Raw genomic sequence first — 18,887 nt, 5'->3', positions numbered from 1 at the left:
GTATTGTCAGAACATGAAGTCTTCGGTCGCGAGGTCCTTCATCTTGTAGTTCTTCAAGGTGATGGACTCATTGTCATTCAGCTGAATGACGGTATCCCTACCTGCTTGCCGGGTTACGCTCATCACTTCTTCGAAGTTGAAGAAGCGTCCGGCAATATCGAGCTTGTCCTTGTCGCTATTGATGCCCGCGAAGTCGTGAATCGTGTCATTTCCGACCTCGGTTTGCGCCCAGAATACGAATATATCGCTGCCAGGGCCGCCCCAGAGATCATCATCACCTGCTCCTCCATCCAACACATCATTGCCTGCATCACCAAATAGCTGGTCGTTGCCGGCGTCGCCGAACAGATAGTCATTGCCGTCTTTTCCTTTCAGGACGTCATTTCCTTCCCCGCCCGCGAGCAAGTTGTCCTGGTCATTGCCGATCAGAATGTCATCGTAGGGAGTTCCTTGTGCCCCTTGAATCCCGATCAGCTCATCGTTACCGCAGCAGCCGCTGGCTTTCCCTTGGGAAAGGTCCACCCGGACGCCTTCAGCTGTGCCGGTCTCGAAGTCTGGATGCCAGTAGTCGACCATGTTGGCCAGACCCCTGGCTTCGATTCGATCATCATTTTTGCTGGGGTTGGCCACAGCGAGGAAGTACGGTTTCGACAAGCGATGCAGAGGTGCCAGGTAGGTAGATTTCGGTGGCTCGACTAATTCGATCTGGCCCGGGGTGGCACGACCGAAGAGCAAGGTACTGCGCGATTGGTCGGATGTGTTTCCCCCAAGGTCCTGGACGCGCTCGAATTTTTCGTTGGCAGGGAGGTAGTACGGGATGAACGCATGAGTCACGTGATTATTGGCGAAAGCACCTGCTTCACTGCGCTTGAAGGTGATGCCGATCCTGTAGTTCATCACGAAATTGTTTTTTACAACGATTCCGTCCACCCCGTCTCCGCCAACCCAGATTCCGTAGGTTGAGCGTGAGCGCGTCTCCCAGGCCTGGAGGCCGGGCTCCAGTTCCGCTTCACGATTGTAGATGGCATTGCCTTCGATAATGCTGTCCTCGTTGAAGTGGGTGAGGGAGATGCCGACCCCTTCGCCAATATCCCTGGTACCGCTGCCCCTGACTTCCTCGACTATGTTATTCCGGATCTTTATATTCGGTCCGTAGGCTTCGATACCGATGCTGTAGGCATTGGGGATGAGCGTGGTGCCGCCAATGTCGGCAACCTGGTTGTCTGCAACAACCGAGTTGTTCCCTTCTACGCGAATGCCTCTGAAGGTGCTTCCGCGGACCCTCATCTGTTCGATTCGGTGTCTGCCACTGTTCAGATCGCCCGACGACTGCAGGCTGTCGACCAGAGCGGAAACATAGATACCGTAAGTGAAGCCGTTGATCGAGCCATTTCTGACGGTGATGTGGTTATTTCCAAACGAGTAGATGCCCAGTGTCTCCACTTTGTCATCGGCCGGGCCAGTGATGCTGTATCCCGCGAGATCGATCTCGACGTCGTCACTCAGGATTTGAATCGCATTCCCAGTTGCGCTGAGGGATTTGCTGAGTTTGTAAGTGCCTGGTTTGGTGATATCGATCGGAAGGGTGTCGATCTGATAAGCCGGCGCCGCTTGCGTAGCGGTCGACAACAAGGCTGTCAGGGTCGTGGCAAAAAAAGCAACGAGCGGATATCTGGTTCGGTCTTTAGTGATCATGTACTTAAGGTTTGAGGACGGACAGTTTTGGCATGGATCAGGATTTTATTGTTGGCTGCGAGCATATAGTTCTGTTGTGTTGGGTAAAACAGCTTACAGATATGTTTCTGTTTCAAAGCATGGATTACCTTGCTTTCCGGCATCAGACTGAACAGCGCCGATGCCGAAGATACAGACAGAACCAGCGTGTGCGTGCTGATTTCCGTGAATAACTCGATGGGAAGGTCTTCTAGGTGTTGGGGAAATACCTCGACTTGGAAGTTATCTAGGCTGCGGAGAAGGCTCGTCATGAAACACTGGGTGGTCCCGGGGTGTTTCTTTATGAGTATGCGCGCTCCGGGTGTGATGTTTTCATTGCAGATTCGCTGATAGAGCAAGACTTCGTTGCGCTGGCTCATAAGGCGGCTTTTGGAAAAGTTGCTCAATAACAGCACCGTGGAGGGCCTGCGCTGTTTTGCCAGCACGACGTGTTCGAAGTCGGCTATCGCTGGAAGGACCTCTCTCAGCTGGGTAATGTGCTGTATGAGGAGATCAGGGGGAATCGGTGTCAGCTCTGGTAACGCTTGATCTTTCTCGCGCTCGTTGAAATCAACGGCTGCATAGGCGTGAGTCGCACTGTACCAATCATGAACCTGGCTCATGCGGCTCTGCCACAACATGTTTTTCAGGCTGGACAGGCTGAGCGTCAAGGATTGTCGGGGCGGGCGCAGGCCTGGATAAAGGAATCCGGGCGCATCGCCGTAGCAGATGTTCCGTGTCTCTTGCAGCGCCTGCATGAATGCCTGCGCGGTATGGTCCGCGCTGGCATCGTGTGCATAGAAAAAGTCTGGATGGGCAATCCTGATCGAGCCAAGCCGCTGCCTGAGCCACAGGCTGCGCTGCATGATCCTGCGGTAGGGAGACAGCGGCCCCTTGCGCTCTTTCAGCGAGAAGAACAACAGTTCGGCGAATGGGTACGCGCGAATGATTGATTCGAACAGTGCCCGGGTCGTAGAGTTCTGCTGGTGGTGGGCCGTCTGGTAGGACCAGACGGCCACTATTACACGGCCGGTCGTGGAAAAACCGTTTAGCTTTCGGTCAAGTTCCACTGCACACATAGCATGCACGAGCTGGTGCGCGAATGATACAAGGACCAGGGCTTCCTGGTCCGTCACGATCGCTGGAGATGCCCCGTCGGGATTCATGGCAGAGACGAGCGCTGCGGCGCTGGCGTTTGAACGTCCCATTGCAGTTCGGGGCGCAGCAGGCAGCCAGGCCAGGCGTTTGGCCAGTTGCCTCGAACGCCAGAAGGGTGGCTATCGTCGGAGACTGTGAAGCTCAAAATGGAAGGCTGCAGTATCCGATGATCGACTTCTGCACCCGGCCACAGTTCGACGTCGATCTTGAAGTCTCCCGCGTTCAACAAGGGAGCGGCGATCCGGCAACGTTCGACATATCGACCTGGCCGGCGCTTGCCACAGTCGATCCTGGAATTGTCCATCGACACTAGCAGGTAGTGTCCTGCCAGGTCCTTGAGATGGATATGAACATTGATCGGCCATTTCTCTTCTTTGACCGAGAATACCACTTCGACAATGATGTCTTCCTTGACGTCGAACTCATTGCGGACTGTTCCCTGTTCATCGACTAGACGCACGGCATTCAATGTCACGCAATCGTCGAATACAGGTGCATCGTTGGCAGGCCATACGATCTCTTGCTGCAGGCGGATGCCGGAGCGAATGTAGGAGCGTGTGATGTCAGATACGCTTGCGGAGTGCACTGCGGTTTGCTGTGGCTGGGTGATCCGGCTGTCTTCGATAATCCTGCCGTGCGACATGTGCACTGCGCGGTTGCAGATGCGGTTCACGGCGTCCATGTCATGACTGACGAACAGCAGCGTTCGCCCCTCGTCGGCCACCTGCAGCATCTTGTCGGCGCAACGTCGTTGAAAGGCGGCATCCCCTACTGCCAGGACTTCGTCAACGATCAGGATTTCGGACTCGAGATGCGCTGCCACAGAAAACGCCAGACGCACGTACATGCCTGATGAATAGCGTTTAACCGGGGTGTCGATCAGTTCGCCCAGCTCTGAGAACTCGATGATTTCTTCGAGGCGACGGCTGATTTCCTTGGGCTTCATGCCCATGATCGAGCCATTCAGGAAAATGTTCTCCCGCCCGGAAAGGTCCCCGTGGAAGCCCGTGCCAATCTCGAGAAGGCTGACTAGCCGACCCTTGAATCGGAACAGTCCCGACGAGGGGGAGGTAATCCGTGAAAGGATTTTCAGAAGCGTGCTCTTGCCGCAACCGTTCGGGCCTATGATTCCAACGCGGTCACCTTGTTCGACCTCGAGGTTGATATCCCTCAAGGACCAGAAATGGTTGTCCGGCGCATCCTGTGTCTGCAGTTCGTCGAGAATCGTGTGGTGGTTGGTCGTCGGTGTCGGCAGTGCTGACTGAGTCTTGCGCAGGGGGCGCGCCAGCCGGCCGAGCATCCAGCGGATTTGCTCATTGACCATTTCAGCGGCGGTGACATTGGATTTTCCAATCTTGTAGAGCTTGGAAAGTTCTTCGCAACGAATCGCCCAGCTCATAGGGTGTCCACCACGTTCTTGTCAAAATGCTGGAAAATCAGGACGCCGGCGGTGAAGCACACCACGGCAATGGTGATCAGCGTGAAGAGGGTGCTGCTCGACGGCCAGTGTCCGTGCATGGCGTCTCGATAGCTGGAAATGACCAGCGACAGGGGATTGACGGAGTACCACGGCTTGGCCCACGGCGGGACTGCCGAAACTGGGTAGATGGCTGGCGTCGAGTAATAGAACAATTGCAAGGCCAGGGGTACCAGATGCTTGACGTCACGGTACTTCGCGTTAAGGGGGGCTAGAATCAAGCCTACCCCCAAGCCTGTCATCAGTGTGCAGAGCAACAGCAATGGCATGATCAACAGCAGCTGTGGCGTCCAGACATTGTAGGCGATGGCGAACGGGGTGATGAGCAGGGTATAGGCGATCAGGAAGTCCACCGCCGCGCCGACAGCGTAGGAGCCACCGATCAGCAGCCGCGGGAAGTAAACCTTGCTGATCAGGCCTGCGTTGCCTTCGATCATCTGGACCGAGGGGTTCAGCACGTTCATGAAGGCGTACCAGGGGATCACCGCCACCAGGTAGAACATGATGGTGGGCAAGCCATCGGTGGGGACCTTCACCATGACACCGAAGACGATGACGAATACGCCTACGGTGATCAGCGGTGTCAGTATGACCCAGCCCAGGCCGAAGATTGTCTGAGTGTAGCGTCCCTTGAGATCGCGCTTGCAGAACACCCAGAGCAGTAGGCGAAATTCCCAGAGATTCTTGAGCAGGCCGAGCAGATTGAACTGGCTGTTATTACTGACCACCGTCTCCTTGAGCGGGATCCGGTTTTTTCCTGATTTACTCATGGGCGGTTGTCTTGGGTCGATGGGGTGAGGGGCGTGGAGGAGGGGGCCAGTTCGCCGATCAGGGTAATGATACGCTTCATCGAGTCACCATCCTGAAGTCCCCATTCCTTGGCGCAAGCCTGCTGCTGGGCGCGGGCAGCCTGGTAGGCTTCCTTGTTGTCTGTCATGGACTCGATCGCCTGCACGAACGCGCTGTAGCGGTTGGTCGTGATCAGGCCGCCAGCGCTGTCGAAGTCGGTGTAACCGTAATCGTAACAGTCGTAGTTGATGGCCGGGATGCCGCAGGCGGTGGCCCACCTCAGTGTCGAGGACACGCAGGCGACGAAGAGGTCGCAGGCCGGGACAAGTTCTAGGGTGTCGATATCGGTCACGCGATGATGGAGGCGGTGAGGACGCAGAACTTCCATCAGTAGCTCCGGGTCGGTGACCGGGTGAGGGCGAATGATGACGTTGAAGTCCGTGAAGCGGTGCACGACGGCAAGTGCCTTGGCCCAAGCGTTGCAAAGTGCCTTGTAGTTGGGGAACTCCATGGGCAGATTGCGCGAACCGTACTGGTCCGTCGGCCAAGCGCACACCAGCAAGGGCTTGTTGTTGTCCAGGCGCAGTCGACGGAGCACTTTGTCGCGAGCTGTTTCGGAGTGGCGTGCATTGTAGAGAATGTCGTCGTACGCGGCGCCGGTCAGGCTAAGTTGCGATGCGGGGAACTGCATGCGTTGGTAGTAGCGCAGCATTTCCGGGCTTTCAACCGCGATTCGGGTGACCTTGCTGTTGTTCGGGATCCACGGGTGTTCCGGGGCCAGGCCGCATGCCTCGAGCAAAATGATCTTGTCGCCAGGGAGGCGCAGCAGCTTCTTGTCGGCGTAGTAGTTCACCCAGTGCGGGAACAGCTTTGCCGCCGTTCGGTTGAGTAGGTTCTGGTCGCTGTCGTAGGCCGGCTTGTCGGAGAGGCTTTCGACCATTTCCTTGGTGGTGCCGACGGCAAAGGGGATGATCAATGTCGGTACTTTGTCGTTGTTGCACATGCGAGTGAGCAACGAATTGATCGATCCGGGGAATTCCTGGCCGAACACGACCAGCGAGGGGCGGATCTTGTTGTAGACATTGCGCGCGTAGTTGAACGGCTGAAACAGATTGGAGCGGCGCTCCTTGCGAGCATTCGCTGCCGCATTGAGCTTGGAGCTCAGTCTGATGATCGGGCTGCTGATTGAAGACAGGATGAGTGCGCTCCACATCGCCAGCTTGCTGATGCGTGGTCGTGTGGCATTTTTCAGTGAGTGAGGCGCGTAACCGTTGTCGAGGTCCTGGGAGATGCTGGCGTATTGCCTGGAGAGGTGCGAGCGGCGCAGCGAGCGTCCAGGGAAAAAATCATTGAAGCCGTTGAGGCGACAGAAGGCGCGATCCTGTCTGAGGTTCACATAGGATGCGCTGGCAAACAGAAAGTTGATCGAATATCCCGCCTGTTTTGCTGCGAGTGCGACACGGCGGAGCTCAACGAACTCACCTGCTTCGTTTATAACGAAGAGAATGCTTTTGCCCGACGGGCTGCCAGCTGTCATGCCTGACCTCTATATTGCATATTCATTGCTCCATCGAGAGTTTGCGGGTCGCCAACCCGATTGCGCCGGCGCTGAAGACATCGAGCGATGAGGTCAGCGCTGGCGTCCGGCTATCACGGGCGTGGCGTTACATGCGCTCGGCTTTGTCCTTGAATTCCCGGGTCTTGCTTGCGGCGTCTTGCACCGTCTTCGAATCAGGGGCTGCGCTGGCTGCAGCGGTAGCCAGTTGCGCATAAGCCGCCAGATTCACCTTGGCGGACTCGGGGGAGGCCTTGAAGTCAGCCAGTGCCTGTTCGGAAGCCCTGAGGGTCGCCTGGGCGACGGCCTCAGGATACTTGGCGGCAATCTGGGCGGCAGCTTCTGGCGACGACAGGGCCAGGCCGAGAGCTTCCTGGGACTTGACTTCAGCGGTGGTGTTCTGCGTGGCCGCAGGGCGGCCTATCGCGTTGTTCTGTGCTGGTGGTGCGGACTGGTCACAGCCGCTGAGCAGCGCGCAGGTGAGGGTGGAGACTGCAGCTATACGAAGAATGTTTACCATCGGATTGCTTCCTTCTATCTCGATTTGCTTGGTGTCAAAGTACTGTTGACCGACGAGGTTGAAGCGTTTCCAGCGAAAGTGCATGTGTGAGGCGTGCTGGCTTTGCCTCGCTCGGACCACGTGGTTGTCTGCAGAACTGCCTCAGATCGACTCCAGGGCGCCGGCGGGAGTGAAGTGCGGCTTGTTGAGATGCCCCTGGGAAGGCCACTCATGCTGTGCACGTTCGAACTCTTCCAGTCGTCCTATATCGAGCCAGTATTCACGCAGCGGGAACGCTGCGGTGGAATGCTCTTTCTCGATCAGGTGTTCGAAAAGGCTGGGCATGTCGTAATAGGTGTCGCTTGGAATCTGTTCCACCGCGCCTGGCGCGATGACGTAAATACCCGCGTTCACATAGAAACTGTGCACCGGCTTCTCATCCAGTGCGGCGATGCTCGAGCCGTTCATCTTCACCACGCCGTAGGGTACCTGGAAGTCATACTCACGAACGGTCATAGTTGCTTGCGCATCATGTTCGATGTGGTATTCGAGGAGCGAGTCGAATCGTGCGCGGGTCAGCAGGTCGCCGTTCATCACCAGCACTGGATCCACGGGCTTTTCCGGGAGCAGGGACAGGGCTCCGGCAGTGCCCAGGCGCTTGGTTTCGGCAAGATAACGAATTTGTACACCCCATTTGCTGCCATCGCCGAAATGATCGCGGACCATGTCGGCCAAATAATTGACCGAAATATAAAACCGTCTAAATCCTTGTTCTATGAAATTTTCAAGAATGCATTCGAGAATCGGTTTTCCGGCGATGGTCAACATCGGCTTCGGGCAGTTTTCCGTCAATGGTCGCAGGCGTTGACCCAGCCCTCCTGCCATGAGTACGACCCAGTTGGGGCGCTCGGTGATGCCGGCCAGGTCATTGAGAGTGGACATCCCCACCACGCGCTTTTCGTCATCCAGTAGCGGCAGATGGTTCAATGTCTTGCGTCGCATCAGGCCGAGTTGCTCGGCGCGTGAGGCGGAGACGTGTGCGGTGACAGGGGACTGGTTGACCACGTTGCGCACAGGCGTATCCAGATCGACATTCTGCAAGATGGCCCGACGCACATCACCATCGCTCAGGGTGCCGAGCAGCCGCCGCTCCTCATCGAGCACTAGCGCCATCTGCAACCCGCCCGCGTCGATCCGGCTAATTGCATCGCGAAGGGAATGGTTGGAGGCAACAATGGTATTGGTCCACTTTGTCATTAAGTGATTTCCTATCTGAGCGGAGCCTGGGCGTTATTCTGTCCGTTGCTGGGTAACGGCCGAAAAAAGTACTTGCCGGCGGGTGTCGGGTTGAAGCGCCTGAAAGCGGTCGGCGATTGTCCATCATTTTCTCGGGAGGATCTATACCCAAGGCGTCCGCCAGAGGTCCGGGGTCGGTCGTTTGCCGTGACTGATGATGACTAATTGCCATCTTGTCGATGTTGCGCTGATCGGGTGATCTTGATTGTCCTGCGTGTGCAATGTGTTTTGCGTCATCGTCCCTGCAGGGGTGAGCATTATCGTTTCTAGTCGAGAATTTCTGTAGGCTTTGTGCTTTAGGGGTGTAGGAAATATCCTTTGCCTTTGGTCGGAAAGGAATGCTGCATTGAATTGTCGGCTACCCGTGCGCTACCTACTTCGTGACAAGGTTGCCGATTATGGGGGCGAGGAAATGTGTAGTCTCATTCGCGCACGAGGCATGCTATGATCCGTCGGCGATTGCTGCCTGCCCATATGCCGGCGCTGTAGCAGGAGTGGATTCGGCGAAGGCCGACAACCATGGAGCACCGTACCGTCCGGAGACGAGGCGGCTAGCGGCTCGCTAGCGCCTTGCAGTCGCGATTCTGTGAGCTCGCCGAGTATTGTGGCAATGGTGGGGCATGGCATCGTGGCTTCCCAACGCAAAGGTCTGTGGCCCGTGTCTCGGGTCCCGTTGGCAACGAATTAAAGGGTTGAAGATGAATACGGTTTTGGTGACAGGAGCCGATGGCTTCATTGGTTCTCATCTGACGGAGTTGCTGGTACGTCAAGGTTATAAGGTCAAGGCGCTTTCCCAATATAACTCGTTCAACTATTGGGGTTGGCTGGAGGATGTGGACTGCCTCAGCGATATCGAGGTGCTTAACGGAGATGTGCGCGATCCGCATTACTGCAAGCACATTACCAAGGGCGTTGATACGGTCTTCCACCTTGCTGCGCTGATTGCCATTCCCTATTCCTACGTTGCTCCTGATAGCTATGTGGATACCAATGTAAAAGGTACCCTGAATATCTGTCAGGCAGCCTTGGATAATAACGTCCAGCGTGTCATTCATACTTCCACTAGCGAAGTCTATGGCACCGCGCAATATGTTCCGATCGACGAAAAGCACCCGTTGCAGCCTCAGTCTCCGTACAGCGCCTCGAAGATCGGTGCCGATGCGATGGCAATGAGCTTCTTCAATGCCTTCGACCTCCCGCTGACCACTGCCCGTCCGTTCAACACCTACGGGCCACGCCAGTCTGCGCGCGCGGTAATCCCGACCATTATCAGTCAGATCGCCTCCGGTCAGCGCCAGATCAAACTGGGCGATGTCTCGCCGACCCGTGACTTCAATTATGTGGCGGATACCTGTCGCGGCTTCCTCGAACTGGCAGGTTGCGACAAGGCGGTTGGCGAAGTGGTGAATATCGGTTCCAACTTCGAGATCTCGGTTGGCGACACCTTGAAGATGATCCGCGAACTCATGAACAGCGATGTCGAGTTCCTCTTCGATGAGCAGCGCGTGCGTCCGGAAAAATCCGAAGTATTCCGCCTGTGGTGCGACAACAGCAAGATTAACTCGCTGACCGGCTTCAAGCCGGAGTATTCCATTCGCGACGGTCTGCAAAAGACCATCGAATGGTTCACTCAGCCGCAAAACCTGGCCAAGTACAAAGCTGCTATCTACAACGTTTGAGGTCGCGAATGATCGACTCACTTGTAAAATTCATTCGCGCGCAATACCGCACGGACGAATTCATTCCTCTGCATGCGCCGCTGTTCACGGGCAATGAGCGTCAGTATGTGGTCGACACCATCGAGTCGACGTTCGTGTCCAGTGTCGGCGCCTTCGTCGATCGCTTTGAGCGTGACATGCAGGCCTATACCGGGTGTTCCCGTGCGGTCGCCACAGTGAACGGCACTGCGGCGCTGCACGTTGCGCTACTGCTGGCGGGTGTGAAGCCAGGCGAGTTGGTCGTGACTCAGTCGTTGACCTTCGTCGCCACCTGCAACGCCATCGCCTACTGTGGTGCCACACCGGCGTTCGTCGACGTTGATCGTGAGACCCTGGGCCTGTCCCCCCGTGCGCTCGATGCATGGCTGGAGCAGGTGGCGGAGCGCGGTGACGACGGTCTGTGCCGCCTGCGCGAGGACGGTCGCATCATCCGGGCTTGTCTGCCGATGCATACCTTTGGTCACCCGGTAGCGCTGGTTGACCTTGTTCGAGTGTGCGAGAGGTGGGGGCTGGTGCTGGTCGAGGATGCCGCGGAATCGCTGGGCAGCTACTACCGGGGTCAGCATACCGGCACCTTCGGCGAGCTGGGTACCTTGAGCTTCAACGGCAACAAGGTCATCACCACGGGCGGCGGCGGAATGATCCTCGCCCGCGACGAGACGATGGGGAGTCGGGCCAAGCACCTGACCACCACGGCCAAGCGTGCGCATCCTTATGAGTACGTGCATGACGAGGTTGGCTACAACTATCGCTTGCCCAACATCAATGCGGCCCTGGGGTGTGCCCAGCTCGAGCAGTTGGATGGTTTCCTCGCCGCCAAGCGGGTTCTGGCGGAGGCTTACCGTGCCGAGCTGGAGGGCAACGAGGCCGGTCTGCAGTTCGTCGTGGAGCCTGAGGGTTGCCGTTCCAACTACTGGCTGAATGCCGTGGTCTGCCAAGATCTCGCACAGCGTGATGCGCTGTTGAAGGGGACCAATGAGGCGGGTGTCATGACCCGGCCGATCTGGGCTCTGATGAATCGCCTGCCAGCCTATACCGGGTGCCCGCGAGGCGACCTGGCAAACGCCGAGTGGCTCGAGGCGCGTGTCGTCAATCTGCCCAGCAGCGTACCCGTCCAGGAGACGGCATGAAGCGTCGGGTCGCGATATTTACCGGTACTCGCGCCGAGTACGGATTGCTTTACTGGCTGATTCGGGAGATCCAGGCCAGCGATGATCTGGAGCTCCAGCTCATTGCGGGTTGCATGCATTTTTCTCCTGAGTTCGGTGAAACATGGCGACAGATCGAAGCCGATGGTATCTCTATCGATGCCAAGGTGGAGATGCTGTTATCCTCCAACACCGATGTAGGTACGGCGAAATCCATGGGGCTTGGCACCCTGGGTTTCGCCGATGCACTGGATCGCCTGCGCCCGGACCTGCTGGTGGTGCTGGGCGACCGCTTCGAAGCCTTGAGCATCGCACAGGTGGCGTTGGTCATGCGCATTCCCCTGGTTCACCTGCATGGCGGGGAGCTGAGCGAAGGTGCCTACGACGATGCCATCCGCCATGCGATCAGCAAGATGGCCTACCTGCACTTCGTGGCGGCCGAGCCGTATCGCCGACGGGTCATCCAGATGGGCGAGCACCCATCCCGCGTGTTCAACGTGGGGGCGGTCGGCCTCGATCATCTCAAGCGAACCGAGCGGATGAGCCTGGTAGAGTTGCAGCAAAGCCTTTCGTTCGATCTGTCCAGGCCCTTCTTCATGGTTACCTATCACCCGGTGACTCTGTTGGAGGAAGATCCCGAAGCGAGCTTCGAGGCCTTGCTGCAGGCGCTCGATGCGTTTCCCGAGCATGCCGTGGTCATCACCTACCCGAATGCCGACAACGGCGGTAGGGCGATTATCCCCCGGCTGGAGGCTTATGCCGCGGCGCACCCGCAGCGGGTGCTGGCCATTCCGTCGCTGGGCTTTCGACGCTACCTGAGCGTGGTGCCCCGGGCGGCAGCGGTGATCGGCAACTCCTCAAGTGGCATCATCGAGGTGCCTGCATTCGGTGTGCCGACAGTCAACATCGGTGCTCGCCAGGCGGGGCGGCTGAGTGCGGAGTCGGTGCTCGATTGCGAGCCGACCAGGCAGGGCATCACCCAGGCAATCGAGAAGGTCTTGAGTCCGGCGTTCGCCGACGTTTGTCGGGATGTCGTGAACCCCTACGGACAGGGCGATGCTGCTGCATCGATTGCTCGTGTCCTCGAGACCTGCGACCTGTCCGGGCACAAATCATTTTACGATCTGGACTGATACATGAATCGAGAACATCAGGATTCGGTTTTCATCATTGCGGAAGCGGGCGTCAACCATAACGGTGAGCGCGAGCTGGCCTTCGAGCTGGTAGACAAGGCCGCCCAGGCCGGCGCCGACGCCGTCAAGTTTCAGACTTTCGATGCGCGCAAGCTGGCTTCGGCGACAGCGCCGAAGGCGGGCTACCAGAAAAATACCACCGATGCGTCCGAGAGCCAGCTGGCGATGCTGCAGAAGCTCGAGCTTCCACGTGCCTGGCACAAGGACTTGCAGGACCACGCCAAGGCGCGCGGCATCCAGTTCATCAGCACCGCGTTCGATGTCGATAGCCTCGATTTCCTTTGCGACCTTGGCATGCCCTTTTTCAAGGTGCCGTCAGGTGAGTTGACCAATGGCCCGCTGCTCTGGCGTTTCGCCAGGACCGGCAAGCCACTGGTGCTGTCGACTGGCATGGCAACGCTCAGCGAAGTTGAGCAGGGCCTGGCGATCGTCGCGCATGCGCTCGCCGACGTGCAGGAGCCGGCCAGCATGGCCGAGGTCTGGCGTTGCTGGGGCGATGCTGCTGCAAGGGCGCGGTTGCAGGGGCATGTCACCCTGCTGCATTGCACCTCGCAATATCCGACGCCCATGGAGGAGGTCAACCTTCGGGCAATGGATACCCTGCGCAATGCCTTTGGTCTCGAGGTGGGTTATTCGGACCATACCGAAGGCCTGCTGATTCCGCTGGCAGCAGTGGCTCGCGGGGCCCGGGTCATCGAGAAGCACTTCACCCTGGACCGTAATATGCCGGGGCCGGACCACAAGGCTTCGCTGGAGCCGGACGAATTGCGCCAGATGGTCGAGCAGATCCGTGCCCTGCAACAGGCGCTCGGGCTGGCTGCCAAGGCGCCGCAGCTCAGTGAGTGGGATACCCGTACCGCGGCACGCCAGCAAGTCATCGTGCTGCGTGATGTCGCCGCTGGCGAACGCCTCGAAAGGCAGGACCTCGGGACCGCCCGGACCGGTCGTGGCCTGGCTGCGACAACGCTCTGGGAGCGGGTCGGCACCTGTGCGAACCGTGCCTATCAGGCAGGTGAAGTCCTGGAATGAGTGACCAGCCAATGACGTCAGTGAGCCAGCCGCTGCCTATTGTCCTCCTGGGCGCGGGCGGTCATGGCAAGGTGCTGCTGGCGCTACTTCGCTCGCTGGGTCTCGAGGTCCTCGGCGTGTCCGACCCGCAGTTGGCGGGCAAGGTCGCGGACTGGCAGGGCATCCCGGTATTGGGTGGAGACGAAGCGCTCGATCACCTGGATCCCGCGACGGTCGGTCTGGTCAATGGCGTGGGCCAGGTGGTAGGTTCGTCGCGTCGTGCCGATATCTTCCATGCGTTGAGGGCGCGAGGTTTTCGTTTTCCCGCGCTTGTCCATCCGTCTGCATGGGTGGCGCCCGACGTGAAACTGGATGAAGGTGTCCAGATAATGGCCGGTGCGGTTGTGCAGCCTGGTGTCGAGATTGGTGCCAATTCGGTGATCAACAGCCGAGCCAGTGTCGATCATGACTGCATTATCGGCATGTGTGTACATGTGGCTCCGGGGGCCGTGCTATGTGGGGGGGTCAACGTGGCTTCCGGCGCATTCGTCGGTGCCGGTGCAACGGTTGTGCAGGGCCTGATGCTTGGTGAAAAGGCGGTGGTCGGAGCGGGTGCGACCGTCGTCAGGGACTTGCCTGGCGGGCATCTGATCATCGGCTCGCCAGCACGAATTCAGCCATCCCGATTCCTTTGATGGACGAGCGAACTATGAAACCACTGGATCAGAAAGTTTGGCGCAAGGCACTGCTCCCGCTGGGTGCAACCCTCCAGCAAGTCATTGGAAACCTGGATGCACTGGGTTTGCAGATCGTCATGGTAGTTGGGCCGGATGGTTCGTTGCAGGGTAGTGTCACTGATGGCGACGTTCGTCGAGGCTTGTTGCGCGGGCTCGACATGAACAGTCCGGTGGAGCAGGTGATGTCCCTGAATCCGTTGGTCGTGCCACCGGAAATGTCCCGTGAGGTGGTGCTCCATTTGATGCGGGCCAACAAGATTCACCAGTTACCGGTCGTGGATACCGAGCGCAAGGTGATCGGCCTGCACCTATGGGACGAAATCCTGGCGCCCAGCGAACGCCCCAATGCCATGGTGGTCATGGCCGGGGGCCTGGGCAAGCGCTTGCGTCCCTACACCGAGGAGTGTCCCAAGCCGCTGTTGCCGGTAGGGGGCAAACCCATCCTGGAGTTGATCATCGAGCGGGCGAAGCTGGATGGCTTTTCCAAATTCATCTTGTCAATCCACTACCTCGGTCACATGATCGAAGAGTATTTCGGTGATGGCAGCAAGCTGGGCGTCAATATCACCTACCTGCGCGAGGACTCCCCGCTTGGCACCGCAGGTGCCATCAGCCTGATCGATCCTCGGCCGGATGTTCCCTTCGTCGTCACCAATGGCGATGTGCTCAGCGACATCCGATATGGCGAATTGCTTGATTTCCACTTGCGACATGAGGCCATGGCGACTATGGCTGTGCGCCTGTACGAGTGGCAGAATCCGTTTGGCGTCATTCGTACGGATGGCATCAATATCGTGGGCTTCGAAGAGAAGCCCGTTCACAAGACCCACGTAAACGCCGGCATCTATGTACTCGATCCTCGATCGCTGGATGTGTTCGAGGTGGGGGGGCAGTGCGACATGCCGACACTGTTCGAGCGTTTGCAACAAAGGGGTGAAAGCACAATCGCTTTTCCTATGCATGAGCCCTGGCTGGATGTCGGTCGCCCCGACGACCTGCACCTGGCCCGTAGTAAGTATCTTGTTTGACTTCGAACTCTGGATGGAGACTTGTTTTGAAAATTACCCCTAGCGCATCGGTAGATCTGTCGAGATTCGCCAAGCCCACAGAAGAACTGGAAGTCTTCTACGGCCTGCCACGTGACGTAAAATTCTGCGTCAAGTGCAACATGTCGAATCAGCAGCCCATGTCGAGCAACGAGTATGCGCATGGCAAGGATTCGAAGAAGACCACGATGAGCTTCGACGAGCATGGTGTTTGTCACGCATGTAATTTTAACGAACTCAAGCGCAACGAAGCCGAGATCGACTGGGACGAGCGGGAGCGCGAACTGGTCGAGCTGTGCAACCGTTATCGCAAGAACGATGGCACCTATGACTGCATCGTCGGTGGCAGTGGTGGCAAGGACAGCGCCATGCAGTCACACTTGCTCAAGTACAAGTACGGCATGAACCCGCTGACCGTAACCTGGTCGCCGCACCTGTATACCGACATCGGCTGGAAGAACTTCCAGAATTGGTTGCACGTCGGTGGTTTCGACAACTTCCTGTATACCCCGAACGGCAAGATCCACCGCCTGCTCACCCGCAACGCGACGATCAACCTGCTCCACCCATTCCAGCCGTTCATCCTTGGTCAGAAAACCTTCGTCGCGAAGATGGCCGCGCAATTCAACATCCCGCTGATCTTCTACGGGGAAATGCCGGGCGAGTATGGCGAGAAGATCTCCCACAAGACTTCCAGCTATGCATCTGCCAGTCAGGCTGCCGAGAGCGAAGGTTTCACCCTCGACTACCTGGGCGGTCGCGACGTTCGCGACGTGCTGCTGGGGGGCAAGGAAATCGGCGCTTACATGGATGAAGGCGTGCCGCTGGTCGACCTGGCTGGCTACCTTCCGATGCCGCCTGATGTTCTCGAGCGCAAGGGCATCGACTTCAAGTACCTCGGTTACTACAAGAAGTGGGTTCCGCAGGAGGCTTACTACTACGCGGTGGAAAACACCGGTTTCGAGGCCAACCCGGTACGTACCGAAGGTACCTATTCCAAATACAACAGCCTTGATGACAAGGTCGACGGGTTCTTCTACTTCACTCGCTGGATCAAGTTCGGCGTCGGCCGCACAATGATGGATTCGGCTCAGGAAATCCGTAACCACCATATCGACAAGGAAGAAGCCGTCGCGCTGATGCAGCGTTACGAGGGCGAGTATCCGTCGCGTTATGAGAAAGAGTTCCTGGACTACATCAGCATGACTCGCGAAGAGTTCCTGGAAACCTGCGACCGCTTCCGTTCGCCGCACCTGTGGCACGTCGTCGATGGTGAGTGGAAGCTGCGCTACACCCCTTGGAACCCACAGGGAACCCGTTGATGAGCAACGTTCGACTCATTGCCCGCCTGGATGTCAAGGGCAAAAACCTGATCAAGGGCATTCACCTGGAGGGCCTGCGTATCATCGGCTCTCCTGGCGAGCACGCCCAGCGTTACTACGAGCAGGGTATCGACGAGCTGATCTACATGGATTGTGTTGCGAGCCTGTATGGTCGCAACAGCCTGGGCGACTTAGTCGAGCAGACCGCCCGCAACGTCTTTGTGCCGATGACAGTCGGGGGTGGCGTGCGTTCCGTGGATGACGTGCGCGAACTGCTGCGCCGTGGCGCCGACAAGGTGGCGGTCAATACCGCTGCCGCGCGCCGTCCGGAACTGATCAGTGAAATCGCCAACGCCTTTGGCAGCCAGTGCATGGTTCTTTCCATCGAAGCCAAGCGCAAGCCTGGCGGATGGGAAGTCTTCACCGATAACGGCCGGGAGTTCACCGGGCGCGATGTGATCGAATGGGCTCAGGAAGCCGCTTCGTTGGGGGCTGGCGAGATTCTGCTGACCTCGGTCGACCAGGAAGGCACCCGCAAGGGCTATGACCTCGACCTGGTAAAGGCGGTGAGCGCGTCGGTCGGTATCCCGGTCATCGCTAGCGGTGGCATGGGCAGTTCCCAGCACGCGGTCGATGCGATTCACAGCGGCGCGGATGCCATCGCCATGGCTGACTTGCTGCACTACAAACGGTCTAGCATCGCGCAGGTGCGCGAGGACGTTTCGGCGGCGGGAATTCGGGTGCGAGTCTATGAGTGAAGTGGTAACGGTAGTTGATTACGGCAGGGGTAATCTGTTCAGCGTGCAGCGCGCGCTGGAGCACTGTGGCGCAGAAGTCAGGCTGGTCTCGGACCCTGAAGAACTGAGCGGCGTCGACAAGTTACTGCTTCCGGGCGTTGGTGCCTTCCGTGACGCCATGCAGGCGCTGGCCGCGCGGGGCATGGATTGTGCGATCAGGGACTACGCCGCCAGTGGCAAGCCGCTGTTCGGCATCTGTCTGGGCATGCAGTTGCTGCTTGACAGCAGCGACGAGTTTGGCCAAAGCAAGGGGCTTGGGTTGATTCCGGGGCGGGTGCAGGCCATTCCAAATCAGGATGGCACGGGTGCAAGCCTCAAGGTGCCGCACATCGGTTGGTCTGAACTGTGCCTTGGCGCCGAGCGCGAGTCGTGGGCCGGTAGCTTGCTCGAAGGCCTCGTGCCCGGACGCAGTGCCATGTACTTCGTGCACTCTTACATGGTGGTGCCGGACGCGGCCCAGCACCGTGTTGCCGATTGCCGCTACGGCGATATCGCCATTTCCGCCGTCATCCAGCGGGACAATATCTGGGGGGCGCAATTCCACCCAGAGAAAAGTGGCGAGGCCGGCCTGTCGATCCTGCGTAGGTTCGTTGCATTGTGATGAAGATTCTTGCTGTGGTTCCGGCCAGGGGGGGATCCAAGCGCCTGCCGGGCAAGAACATCAAGGTGCTGGGCGGCAGGCCGCTGATTGCCTGGACGATCGAGGAGGCGCGTGCCAGCGATGTCTTGCTGGATATCGTGGTCTCGACCGACGATGAGGCGATCGCCGAGGTCGCTCGCATCCATGGTGCCAGCGTTCCGGGCTTGCGCCCCGAGCAACTGGCCACCGACACGGCCAGCAGTGTGGACGTGGTATTGCATGCCTTGGACAGCTACGAGACGGTGCATGGTGAAGTGGATGGTGTGATGCTGTTACAGCCAACATCGCCGTTTCGCACACGACAGTCGATCCGCAAGGCGCTGGAACTGTTCCAGGCCCAGCCCTCGCGGCCGGTGGTCAGTGTATGCGCCGCCGCCGCCCATCCTGCATGGTGTTTCCGCCTGAGCGGCGACTCGCTGGAGCCGTTCCTAGGTTGGGATTTCCTCACTCGGCGTTCGCAGGATCTGCCGCCGGCCTACACGCTGGATGGTTCGATCTACCTGATCTCGCCGGCGCTACTGCGTGAGACCAGGCGTTTCGTGATGCCCGGAGTCGTGCCAATGGTGATCACGGATGCGTTCGAATCCCTGGATATCGATACGCCCGACGACTGGGACATGGCGCTCAATGCGCTGGAGCGGCGGTCCCTACCTGAAGGCGGTGAAATTGACTGAGTGATCTGATTTGCGATGACAGCAAGCCAGTGGGCTGCCTCTAGCGTTGTGAGAGGTGGCCGCTGGCATTTTTATGCGGAAAAAAGGCGCTCAGGAGTGACGGGGCATGCCTACATC

17 protein-coding genes are annotated in these 18,887 nt (G+C 58.3%); 10 read left to right on the top strand and 7 right to left on the bottom strand.

Annotated elements, in window-relative coordinates; genetic code table 11:
* Nucleotides 1-6 precede the first annotated feature (6 nt).
* The 7 genes from BMY03_RS07790 to BMY03_RS07760 all read right to left on the bottom strand — a co-directional run bounded on the left by BMY03_RS07790 (nt 7) and on the right by BMY03_RS07760 (nt 8,448).
* Nucleotides 7-1,695, bottom strand: a complete 1,689-nt coding sequence (locus tag BMY03_RS07790) for a right-handed parallel beta-helix repeat-containing protein (RefSeq protein WP_094010724.1) — start codon at nt 1,693-1,695, stop codon at nt 7-9.
* Nucleotides 1,692-2,921 carry a hypothetical protein gene (locus BMY03_RS07785; protein WP_143067533.1) on the bottom strand — a complete coding sequence of 410 codons (1,230 nt, stop codon included), beginning with the start codon at nt 2,919-2,921 and terminating at the stop codon, nt 1,692-1,694. The genes BMY03_RS07790 and BMY03_RS07785 overlap by 4 nt, the downstream gene beginning before the upstream one ends.
* Complete coding sequence (locus tag BMY03_RS07780) at nt 2,876-4,270, bottom strand: ABC transporter ATP-binding protein (protein WP_094010722.1); 1,395 nt, start codon at nt 4,268-4,270, stop codon at nt 2,876-2,878. Before BMY03_RS07780 ends, BMY03_RS07785 begins: the two co-directional genes overlap by 46 nt.
* Nucleotides 4,267-5,118, bottom strand: a complete 852-nt coding sequence (locus BMY03_RS07775) for an ABC transporter permease (protein WP_094010721.1) — start codon at nt 5,116-5,118, stop codon at nt 4,267-4,269. The genes BMY03_RS07780 and BMY03_RS07775 overlap by 4 nt, the downstream gene beginning before the upstream one ends.
* Complete coding sequence (locus tag BMY03_RS07770) at nt 5,115-6,674, bottom strand: glycosyltransferase family protein (protein WP_094010720.1); 1,560 nt, start codon at nt 6,672-6,674, stop codon at nt 5,115-5,117. Before BMY03_RS07770 ends, BMY03_RS07775 begins: the two co-directional genes overlap by 4 nt.
* A 127-nt stretch (nt 6,675-6,801) precedes the next feature.
* Nucleotides 6,802-7,296, bottom strand: a complete 495-nt coding sequence (locus tag BMY03_RS07765; protein WP_143067532.1) for a hypothetical protein — start codon at nt 7,294-7,296, stop codon at nt 6,802-6,804.
* A 57-nt stretch (nt 7,297-7,353) separates the two neighbouring features.
* Nucleotides 7,354-8,448, bottom strand: coding sequence for a nucleotidyltransferase family protein (locus tag BMY03_RS07760; RefSeq protein ID WP_094010718.1), 1,095 nt, complete (start codon nt 8,446-8,448; stop codon nt 7,354-7,356).
* 737 nt (nt 8,449-9,185) lie between these two features.
* Between BMY03_RS07760 and BMY03_RS07755 the strand changes: the two genes are divergently transcribed.
* The 10 genes from BMY03_RS07755 to BMY03_RS07710 are packed head-to-tail and all read left to right on the top strand — an operon-like array spanning nt 9,186 to nt 18,770.
* A complete protein-coding gene (locus tag BMY03_RS07755) occupies nt 9,186-10,166 on the top strand; it encodes an NAD-dependent 4,6-dehydratase LegB (protein WP_094010760.1) in 981 nt (326 codons plus the stop codon).
* 8 nt (nt 10,167-10,174) lie between these two features.
* Nucleotides 10,175-11,335, top strand: a complete 1,161-nt coding sequence (locus BMY03_RS07750; protein WP_094010717.1) for a LegC family aminotransferase — start codon at nt 10,175-10,177, stop codon at nt 11,333-11,335.
* On the top strand, nt 11,332-12,486 hold the full coding sequence (neuC, locus tag BMY03_RS07745; protein ID WP_094010716.1) for a UDP-N-acetylglucosamine 2-epimerase: 1,155 nt from the start codon (nt 11,332-11,334) through the stop codon (nt 12,484-12,486). Before BMY03_RS07750 ends, neuC begins: the two co-directional genes overlap by 4 nt.
* 3 nt (nt 12,487-12,489) lie before the next feature.
* Complete coding sequence (gene neuB, locus BMY03_RS07740) at nt 12,490-13,575, top strand: N-acetylneuraminate synthase (RefSeq protein WP_094010715.1); 1,086 nt, start codon at nt 12,490-12,492, stop codon at nt 13,573-13,575.
* Nucleotides 13,572-14,249, top strand: coding sequence for an acetyltransferase (locus BMY03_RS07735; RefSeq protein WP_232888241.1), 678 nt, complete (start codon nt 13,572-13,574; stop codon nt 14,247-14,249). Before neuB ends, BMY03_RS07735 begins: the two co-directional genes overlap by 4 nt.
* Before the next feature lie 14 nt (nt 14,250-14,263).
* Nucleotides 14,264-15,319, top strand: coding sequence for a nucleotidyltransferase family protein (locus BMY03_RS07730; RefSeq protein ID WP_094010713.1), 1,056 nt, complete (start codon nt 14,264-14,266; stop codon nt 15,317-15,319).
* A gap of 26 nt (nt 15,320-15,345) precedes the next feature.
* Nucleotides 15,346-16,659 (top strand): N-acetyl sugar amidotransferase, encoded by a 1,314-nt coding sequence (locus BMY03_RS07725; protein ID WP_094010712.1) that lies wholly within the window; start codon nt 15,346-15,348, stop codon nt 16,657-16,659.
* Nucleotides 16,659-17,417 carry an imidazole glycerol phosphate synthase subunit HisF gene (gene hisF, locus BMY03_RS07720; protein WP_094010711.1) on the top strand — a complete coding sequence of 253 codons (759 nt, stop codon included), beginning with the start codon at nt 16,659-16,661 and terminating at the stop codon, nt 17,415-17,417. The genes BMY03_RS07725 and hisF overlap by 1 nt, the downstream gene beginning before the upstream one ends.
* Nucleotides 17,410-18,057, top strand: a complete 648-nt coding sequence (hisH, locus tag BMY03_RS07715; protein ID WP_094010710.1) for an imidazole glycerol phosphate synthase subunit HisH — start codon at nt 17,410-17,412, stop codon at nt 18,055-18,057. The genes hisF and hisH overlap by 8 nt, the downstream gene beginning before the upstream one ends.
* On the top strand, nt 18,057-18,770 hold the full coding sequence (locus BMY03_RS07710) for an acylneuraminate cytidylyltransferase family protein (protein ID WP_094010709.1): 714 nt from the start codon (nt 18,057-18,059) through the stop codon (nt 18,768-18,770). The genes hisH and BMY03_RS07710 overlap by 1 nt, the downstream gene beginning before the upstream one ends.
* The last annotated feature ends 117 nt before the right edge of the window (nt 18,771-18,887 follow it).

It is taken from the genome of Pseudomonas soli (assembly GCF_900110655.1).
In the GTDB taxonomy this organism is placed as follows: Bacteria; Pseudomonadota; Gammaproteobacteria; order Pseudomonadales; family Pseudomonadaceae; genus Aquipseudomonas; species Aquipseudomonas soli.
This window is presented reverse-complemented; position numbering and strand designations above follow the sequence as displayed.

Coding starts and splice junctions, on each gene's coding strand:
- neuC (WP_094010716.1), top strand. CDS start 11,332: ATGAAGCGTCGGGTCGCGATATTTACCGGTACTCGCGCCGAGTACGGA.
- BMY03_RS07760 (WP_094010718.1), bottom strand. CDS start 8,448: ATGACAAAGTGGACCAATACCATTGTTGCCTCCAACCATTCCCTTCGC.
- BMY03_RS07755 (WP_094010760.1), top strand. CDS start 9,186: ATGAATACGGTTTTGGTGACAGGAGCCGATGGCTTCATTGGTTCTCAT.
- hisF (WP_094010711.1), top strand. CDS start 16,659: ATGAGCAACGTTCGACTCATTGCCCGCCTGGATGTCAAGGGCAAAAAC.
- BMY03_RS07735 (WP_232888241.1), top strand. CDS start 13,572: ATGAGTGACCAGCCAATGACGTCAGTGAGCCAGCCGCTGCCTATTGTC.
- hisH (WP_094010710.1), top strand. CDS start 17,410: ATGAGTGAAGTGGTAACGGTAGTTGATTACGGCAGGGGTAATCTGTTC.
- BMY03_RS07710 (WP_094010709.1), top strand. CDS start 18,057: ATGAAGATTCTTGCTGTGGTTCCGGCCAGGGGGGGATCCAAGCGCCTG.
- BMY03_RS07775 (WP_094010721.1), bottom strand. CDS start 5,118: ATGAGTAAATCAGGAAAAAACCGGATCCCGCTCAAGGAGACGGTGGTC.
- BMY03_RS07785 (WP_143067533.1), bottom strand. CDS start 2,921: ATGGGACGTTCAAACGCCAGCGCCGCAGCGCTCGTCTCTGCCATGAAT.
- BMY03_RS07765 (WP_143067532.1), bottom strand. CDS start 7,296: ATGCACTTTCGCTGGAAACGCTTCAACCTCGTCGGTCAACAGTACTTT.
- BMY03_RS07770 (WP_094010720.1), bottom strand. CDS start 6,674: ATGACAGCTGGCAGCCCGTCGGGCAAAAGCATTCTCTTCGTTATAAAC.
- BMY03_RS07730 (WP_094010713.1), top strand. CDS start 14,264: ATGAAACCACTGGATCAGAAAGTTTGGCGCAAGGCACTGCTCCCGCTG.
- BMY03_RS07790 (WP_094010724.1), bottom strand. CDS start 1,695: ATGATCACTAAAGACCGAACCAGATATCCGCTCGTTGCTTTTTTTGCC.
- BMY03_RS07780 (WP_094010722.1), bottom strand. CDS start 4,270: ATGAGCTGGGCGATTCGTTGCGAAGAACTTTCCAAGCTCTACAAGATT.
- BMY03_RS07750 (WP_094010717.1), top strand. CDS start 10,175: ATGATCGACTCACTTGTAAAATTCATTCGCGCGCAATACCGCACGGAC.
- neuB (WP_094010715.1), top strand. CDS start 12,490: ATGAATCGAGAACATCAGGATTCGGTTTTCATCATTGCGGAAGCGGGC.